At 39.7% G+C, this 8325-nt stretch carries 8 protein-coding genes; 2 read left to right on the forward strand and 6 right to left on the reverse strand.

The genetic code is table 11. The features are described from left to right. Nucleotides 1-277 precede the first annotated feature (277 nt). Both zapE and B4F08_RS08575 read right to left on the reverse strand, forming a co-directional pair. A complete protein-coding gene (gene zapE / locus B4F08_RS08570) occupies nucleotides 278-1429 on the reverse strand; it encodes a cell division protein ZapE (RefSeq protein ID WP_086210121.1) in 1152 nt (383 codons plus the stop codon). Between the two features lie 85 nt (nucleotides 1430-1514). After that, entirely contained in the window at nucleotides 1515-2522 is a 1008-nt protein-coding gene (locus tag B4F08_RS08575; protein ID WP_086210122.1) for an AraC family transcriptional regulator, read from the reverse strand. 149 nt (nucleotides 2523-2671) lie between these two features. Between B4F08_RS08575 and B4F08_RS08580 the strand changes: the two genes are divergently transcribed. Then, nucleotides 2672-4183 (forward strand): flavin-containing monooxygenase, encoded by a 1512-nt coding sequence (locus B4F08_RS08580; protein WP_291374140.1) that lies wholly within the window; start codon nucleotides 2672-2674, stop codon nucleotides 4181-4183. A gap of 45 nt (nucleotides 4184-4228) precedes the next feature. After that, complete coding sequence (locus B4F08_RS08585) at nucleotides 4229-5137, forward strand: lysine exporter LysO family protein (RefSeq protein ID WP_291374141.1); 909 nt, start codon at nucleotides 4229-4231, stop codon at nucleotides 5135-5137. Nucleotides 5138-5489: 352 nt separating this feature from the next. Here the strand turns inward: B4F08_RS08585 and pyrF are convergent, their stop codons facing one another. The 4 genes from pyrF to B4F08_RS08605 all read right to left on the reverse strand — a co-directional run. After that, nucleotides 5490-6170, reverse strand: coding sequence for an orotidine-5'-phosphate decarboxylase (pyrF, locus tag B4F08_RS08590; RefSeq protein WP_086210126.1), 681 nt, complete (start codon nucleotides 6168-6170; stop codon nucleotides 5490-5492). A 239-nt stretch (nucleotides 6171-6409) separates the two neighbouring features. Further along, nucleotides 6410-6775 (reverse strand): lipopolysaccharide assembly protein LapA domain-containing protein, encoded by a 366-nt coding sequence (locus tag B4F08_RS08595; protein ID WP_086210127.1) that lies wholly within the window; start codon nucleotides 6773-6775, stop codon nucleotides 6410-6412. Nucleotides 6776-6795: 20 nt separating this feature from the next. Continuing rightward, nucleotides 6796-7098, reverse strand: a complete 303-nt coding sequence (locus B4F08_RS08600; RefSeq protein ID WP_086210128.1) for an integration host factor subunit beta — start codon at nucleotides 7096-7098, stop codon at nucleotides 6796-6798. Nucleotides 7099-7259: 161 nt separating this feature from the next. Next, the coding region (locus B4F08_RS08605; RefSeq protein ID WP_291374142.1) for a 30S ribosomal protein S1 at nucleotides 7260-8325 on the reverse strand (1066 nt) is incomplete at its 5' end.

Here is an 8325-nt window from a genome sequence, read left to right on the forward strand (position 1 = left end):
ATAGTGATCATTTTTTATTTAATACCGTAAAAAAGCTACCAAATAATATACTGCTCAAAGCACAAGCACTATCAATTTACAAAATGCTCTTTAATAGTTTATTAAGTTTTTGAAATGTCGAAATTAGACTTAAGTGCAGTTTTGCTTATATTTCACACTTAAAACCAATATTCTCCCTGTTTTTCAACCCTGATTAAGCCATGTTTATAAAAAAAAGTCGATAAAATAAACAATGAAAATGCACATAAAAAAAGCATCCTTTCGGATGCTTTAACTTTTAGATTTCTTCTTGTTGTTTACTTGCTTCAGCTTGTATTTGTCGATGCGCTTCATTCAAGTAATCATCTGATTGCATTTCCAATAAACGTGAACGCGTGCGTTCAATTTCAAAGGCTAATTTATCACCAGAGTACAAATCAATAATCGTATCTTCTGAGGTTAAAATCAGTTTTACCCCACGGTCATAAAACTCATCGACCAAATAAATAAAACGACGTGTCCCTTCAGAAAGATAGTCTGTTAAGTGCGGTACATTGCTTACCAACACCGTATTATAAATATTTGCAATTTCAATAAAGTCAGCAGGACTCCGTGGTTTTAAACACAGCTCAGAATACTCACACCATAAGACATCTTCAGTATGTCCCACCGTTTCCACAATACGATTATTAATAATAATCGGCTCATCTGAAATGGTTTGGGTTTGTGTCAATGCGCTAAAACGCTGTGCGATCCAACGTTGGTGTTCATGTGTTAAAGGCGATTTAAAGAGTTGCGCCTGTTTTAAAACACGTAAACGGTAGTCCACGCCCGCATCCACATTTAAAATCACACACTGTTGTTTCACCATTTCAATGGTTGGAATGAAACGATCACGGTGAATGCCATTTTTATATAAACCATCTGGTGCAATGTTTGAGGTCGCCACCAAGGTAATGCCACGTGCAAAAAGCTTTTGGAACAAATCACTGAGAATCATGGCATCCGTCACATTCGAGACGAAAAACTCATCGAAACAAATGACCACCGCTTCTTTATAAATTTGATCAGCAACTGCATCTAAAGGATTACGCTGACCTGAAAGCTTGTTGAGCTCACGATGCACGTGTTGCATAAAATGATGAAAGTGCATGCGCGTTTTACGGCGAAACGGAATTGAGTCATAAAACTGATCCATCAGCCATGTTTTACCCCGGCCTACACCACCCCACATATATACACCACGTGGAGAGGTTTGACGGCGGAAACGACGGAATGCCTTTTTTGATGCCTTAAAACGTTGAATTAATTCATGCCAAACGCGATCCAACTCGTGTACGGCCTGTGCTTGCGCGTCATCGGGCATAAACTGTCCAGATGCTAAGGCTTGAGCATAACGCTCGGCAGGAGATAAAGGGCTGAATGCGGTAGGTGAATTAAAATCTGACATATCATTTAATACTATTTTTAGGCTATATCAATTATAGCGGAGTGGAAAAGTTAATCTATAACACTTTGGCATGATTATGCTTAGGCTATTTCCCATATTGTCGTGGACTATAACCAAACCAACGCTTAAATGCATGATTGAAAGCTGCTGGCTCTGAATAGCCCAATAACTCTGCAATCATTTCAATGGAATATTCCTGATATTCCATCAAATGTAGTGCACGATCTTTCATTAATTGCTCACGAATTTGTTTATAACTGCTATTTAACTGTTGCAACTGGTGCCTCAATGTTCGCTCTGGCAAGTTCAGCGCTTGTGCTGTTTCTGCCATAGTCGGTAGTAACCCCCGCTGCAACTCCAAATAATCTTGTACACGTTGAATCAAACTTGGCTGTTCAGCGGTTTCTTCCAAACGTTGCAATTCTGCCTGACATTTACCCGCATACACGTTGAATGTCATAGCATCTGCTGAAGGAATAGGTATATTAAGCATACGCTCATCAAACCAAAATTCAGCCTGCTGTGTACCAAAACTCACTTGCTGACCATAAACCTGCCGATAGAGCGCAAGCTTCTTCGCATCTTCAGGTCGTGCAACAGGTAAAGTCATCCGAATCTCAGGCATCTCTAACCCAATCATCTTATAAATATCTTGTAGGAACTTATAGGTTCCCGCGATTTCAGAATGTGCTCGTAACTGTCCCAATGGTGTTTGCAAGTCACGTGGTAAATAACACAGTGCCACTTGCTCATTTTGTTTTTTCAAACCTAATAAGCCACTTAAATGCGTCAAACTCTGATAGCGGATACCCTGTTCCAATGCTGTGTGTGTCGTCGGGCTGGTCATCAATAACATGAGTAAAGGACCGTAACCTGCCAGAGCGTAATGCTGACCGATGAACAAGCCCTGCTCAGGCTCAATACCTTCTGCAATGATTTTCAAAATATCCCACTCTAGAGCAGGATGGATGATCGCATTCGGATCAAGCGACTCTACACGCAAACCAATGCTTTGTAACTTTTGATCGACTGCGACTCCTGCTTTACGCATTCCTTGAATCAAATACATCAAGCCAAGTACAGAACGTTTCATAATCAATTAAAAGCAAAATATTGGGCTATGTTTTACTACAACCATCCAGCACTCAACAATTGCCGAATCTATCAATTTTAATGTCAGCTCTATCATAGATCTTGTTAAACATTGCTCTACAATCAATCAAAACAAAAAAGGAAATTCTTATGCAGGCAGCAAATTCAAGCTTAAACGCTCCTCATGCACGGATCGCTATTATTGGCGCAGGTTTTGGTGGCTTAGCTATGGCGATTCGCCTGTTAGAAAGTAATATTCAAGACTTTATCATTTTAGAAAAAGCCAGTGAAATAGGCGGAACTTGGCGTGAGAACCAATATCCAGGCGCTGCTTGCGATGTGCAGTCTCACTTATATTCTCTATCTTTTTCACCCAAGACTGATTGGTCTAAACGTTATGCTGAAGCACCTGAAATTTATCAATACATGCAAACACTGACTACTCAACATCAATTGCAGTCTTATATCCATTTTAATACCGAAGTCAGCTCAGCCCGTTACTTAGAAAATAAATGCATCTGGGAGTTGAAACTCAATCAAACAGAAATACTGACTGCTCAATTTGTGATTTTTGCCTCAGGTCCATTGCATGTACCACAAATCCCGTATATTGCAGGCATTGAGAAATTTACAGGCAAAGTTTTCCATTCATCACAGTGGGATCATAATTACGACCTTAACAATAAAAATGTTGCTTCCATTGGCACAGGCGGCAGTGCGATTCAATATATTCCTGAAATTGCAGAAAAAGTGAAACAACTTTACGTACTACAAAGGACAGCTGCATGGGTTATTCCTCGGGATGAACGTCGTTATTTACCGATTGAAAAAAGGCTGTTTGATCGATTTGATTGGTTCCGAAAAATTCACCGTGCCCGACTTTATTGGTCAAATGAATCTCGTGTAGTTCCCATTATGAAACCACAGGTCATGAAATATGCACAAAAACTAGCAGAAGCCTATATTCGCCATCAAGTAAAAGATTCTGCGACTGCGGAGAAATTAGTTCCTAACTATATTATGGGTTGTAAACGAATATTGGTCTCCAACAAATATTATCCAAGCTTTAACCGTAAAAATGTTGAATTGATTACCGATGATATTTTGGAGTTAACTGAGGACAGTATCATCACCCAAGATGGGAAAAAGCGTGCAATTGACTGCCTGATCTATGGCACAGGTTTTGTGACCGACCCTCGTATTTACCTCAAATCTTTTAGCTGTACAGGACTAAATCATATCGAGCTGACAGAGGCATTGAAAAATGGCGCCGAAAGTTACTATGGGATTAACACCAAAGGCTTCCCTAACTTATTCCAGCTTTTAGGGCCCAATACAGTCTTAGGTCATAACTCGGTTATTTTTATGATTGAGTCGCAAGTGAATTACATTTTACAGCTCATCGAGATGACACAAAAAACGCAATCTCAAGCAATCGTTGTGAAAGCAGATACTCAAGATCAGTTTAATCAACATCTACAAAGTCAATTTACCAATACCATTTGGCAATCTGGCTGTGTGAGTTGGTATCAACAAGAGGACGGGAAAAATTTCTCTTTATGGCCTACCTATACCTGGAAATATTGGCTGAAAACACGAAAAGTTAATCCTGCAGACTATCGTTTTTTAAATTCCAAGCAAGATAGTCAAGCAATCAATTAAGATCGCGGTCATAATAAGTCAGTATTTTTTCACACTTTATTTGACATGCAATCTTTTTGGTTGATTTTCCAGCTTTTGGTTTGTTTAGCACTTGGATTTGTTTTGGCGCGTCGTTTACCCAAATGGCTTGAACGACTTGCGTTTCAAATCCTGCCTTATTTTACCTATATTCTCTTAATTGCAATTGCGGTTGAATTCTCAACCACATTACATAGCATTGCCCAACCTTTGCAGATACTTAATCATGCGGCTCTTTTAGCAGTTATGACCAGCCTCGGGGCTTTTGTTTGTTGCTATATCTTATTCAAACTTTTAGGTTATCAACCAAGTCATGGCAAAGTGTCCATGAGTCTAGTGACTAAGTCTTTAATCAATATCAGTTATGCATTTATTGCATTAGGATTGGGTTATGCTTTGGCAGAGCTATCATCAAGTTTCGGCTATACCCTTCATATCAGCACATGGAACTTACTCTTGGTTTTCATGTTCCTCATTGGGCTTGATTTGGCCTATTCACCACTCGATCGCTCATGGTTAAATTGGCAAATACTGCTCGTGCCACTTGGTTGTATCCTTGGTTCATTAATTGGTGCATTTGTGACTGCTTATTTTGTACCTGATTTGCAATTAAAAGATCTAATTATGCTGTCTCAAGGCTATGGTTTCTACTCGATGACGGGGATTGTGGTCACGGAATTAAAAAATGCACATTTGGGTAGTATTGCCCTCATGAACGACCTGTTTAGAGAAATCTTTGCAATTGTGTTCATGTACATTATTGGCTGGCGATATCCACGCTCTGCCATATCCTCCGCAGGAGCTACTGCCATGGATGTTACCCTACCTATGGTCAAACAAGCGTGTGGAAATGATTTTATCCCACATGCCATGGTAAGCGGTTTTATCTTGTCTGTGCTGGCGCCTATTGTTGTCAGTGTCTTGGCAGCAGTATAAGTCATCTCACGATCATCACGCCTCTTCACATGAGGTGTGATGCTGTACTCAACATTTCTCTTTTCATCTTTTAAAATAAACTGACTCAGCTTATATCAATTTTTTTCACCAGATCATCCACCGCCTCAACCATTGTTGCACCTAGCTGATAGCTGAACAACAGCTATGGCTGATACCCAAGCAGATGAACGTGGAGTCTTCATCTTGTTCTTTTAAATCCGGCTTCATTTACAGTCGCACTGCGTAATTCAGTATTTTGCTTTGGTATAATCAGCTTAAGCTCAAATGATTCTTTTAAAAAAGAATGTATAAAAAAAGCCTTTCAAATGAAAGGCTTTTTAGAGTTTTATATTTAGAGCGTTGCTAGAATGTCTTTAAGCGTTTGACATGGGTTAGCAGACTGCGTAATTGGACGACCAATGACTAAATGAGTTGCGCCATCTAGCATGGCTTGCTTTGGCGTTACAATACGTTTTTGGTCATCTGCACTCGAACCTTCAGGGCGAATACCTGGAGTTACCAATGCGAACTCTGAACCAAGCGTTTCACGTAACATTTTTGCTTCTTGTGCTGAACACACTACGCCATCTAAACCACTGTCTTTGGTCAATTTTGCTAAACGTTTGACTTGTTCAAAGGGTTCAATATCGAGGCCGATATCGGCTAAATCTTCACGACCCATCGAAGTCAGGACCGTTACTGCAATGAGCTGGGTATTATAATTTCCCGCTTTTAAACGTTCGACACAAGTTTCCATCATTTTTCGGCCGCCTGAAGCATGGACATTCACCATCCAAACGCCCATTTCTGCCGCAGCACACACCGCTTGCGCAGTGGTATTTGGAATATCATGAAATTTTAAATCTAAGAACACTTCAAAGCCTTCACGATGTAAAGCTTTAACGATAGATGAGCCTTCATGGGTAAATAATTCTTTACCAACTTTCACACGGCATAATTGAGGGTCTAATTGCCCAGCAATCGTCATTGCGTCATAATGACTTTTTGCATCTAAGGCAACGATAATACTCATGAGGAGACCCTTCAAACTGACAAAATTATGGCATTATACGGATTAAGCCTAAAACGACCAAGACTATTTTTTCTAAAAACTATTCAAAATTCAAACCAAGCTCTTTATTTATATAATTTTATATCATTATCAATAGATTAATGCACAATAAAAAACGCCTTTGGCCATATATCCAAAGGCGTTTAAATCAAACTAGCTTCAATATTTGGTAAAACAAAAACCTTACTTCATATTGTGGCTCAAAGCGGTGTAGATGGACGATCATTCGGATTGATATCTAACACCGTTTTTTCATGTCTTGTATGTGCTGCAGCTTCAGCAGCAGCCAACTGCGCCGCATGAATTTGTTCTTTACGGAGGTGATCAATATCTTTACGTAATCGCTTAATTTCCCAACTTTTCTGGAATACACGAAATACCTGAACACCAATCAACAAACCCAAAACAATCCCTAGCGCCATTGTTAACAATAACAACAAACCTAGACGCATTGCTGGAACCTGTATAAACAACAGATCAACAGTAAGCTCAGTTCCGTTTTGCAGTACTAAAGCTAAACAATAGCCAAACAGTACAATTAATAATGCGAATAATACGTAACGCATAAACACCCCGATAAATTTTATTAGTCTGCAGAATCGTTTACTGCATCACGTAATGCTTTACCTGGTTTAAAATGTGGAACAGCTTTAGCAGCCACCTCTACCGACTTACCTGTTTTAGGGTTACGACCTACACGAGGCTCACGATGGTGAAGTGCAAAACTCCCAAAACCACGAATTTCAATACGGCTATCAGAAGATAGTGATGCAATCATTTGATCAATCATAATCTTAACAGCTTCTTCCACTAGTGGCTCTGCTAAGTGTGGATTTTTTAGAGAAATACGCTCTATTAAGTCAGACTTATTAAGTGCTTCCGTAGTCATCTGCGACCTCTTTAATTATCAAGCTACCATGTAGATAGAATGATAATAACCTGTTTAAATACAAAACGGTAGCGTAATAAGTGAATACTACGCTACCGTTTATTGTATTTGTGTAAAAAGTATTAGTTAACTTACATTAACAATACAATTTAAACATCTACTTAGTTGCCCATTTGAGCTTTGATCAAATCACCAATAGTCTTAGGACCATTGTCTTGACCGTTAGCTGCTGTCTTCAAGTTAGCAACTGCTTCTTTCTCTTCAGCTTCGTCTTTCGCTTTGATAGACAAGTTGATAGAGCGAGATTTACGATCTACGTTGATGATTTTAGCTTCAACTTCTTGACCAACTTCAAGGAACTTAGTTGCATCTTCAACGCGGTCGCGATTGATTTCAGATGCTTTAAGAGTCGCTTCAACTTCGTCAGCTAACTTAACAGTTGCGCCACGAGCGTCAACAGCAGTTACAGTACCTTTAACAAGCGCACCGCGTTCGTTAGCAGCTAAGAAATCGTTGAACGGATCGCTGTTCATTTGTTTGATACCAAGGCTGATACGGTTGCCTTCAGCATCTACAGAAAGGATAACCGCTTCAACAGTATCACCTTTCTTGTAACGACGAATCGCTTCTTCACCTTGTTCGTTCCAAGAAATATCAGACAAGTGAACTAGACCATCAATACCGCCTGGTAAACCGATGAAGATACCGAAGTCAGTGATTGACTTGATAGTACCTGAAACCTTTTCACCTTTGTCGTGGTTCTTAGCAAACTCTTCCCATGGGTTAGCACGAGTTTGTTTGATACCAAGAGAAATACGACGACGTTCTTCGTCAACTTCAAGAACCATAACATCAACTTCATCACCAATCTGAACAACTTTAGATGGGTGGATGTTTTTGTTTGTGTGGTCCATTTCAGAAACGTGTACTAAACCTTCAACGCCTTCAGCGATTTCTGCAAAACAGCCGTAGTCAGTTAAGTTAGTTACGCGAGCTTTAACGATAGAACCTTTAGGATAACGGCTCATGATCGCCAACCATGGATCTTCGCCTAATTGCTTAAGACCTAAAGATACGCGGTTACGTTCTTTGTCAAATTTAAGTACTTTAACAGTAACTTCTTGACCAACTTCAACCACTTCTGATGGATGCTTGATACGTTTCCAAGCCATGTCAGTGATGTGAAGAAGACCATCAATACCGCCAAGATCAACGAATGCGCCGTAG

Source organism: Acinetobacter sp. UBA6720 (genome assembly GCF_002454215.1).
Lineage (GTDB): Bacteria > Pseudomonadota > Gammaproteobacteria > Pseudomonadales > Moraxellaceae > Acinetobacter.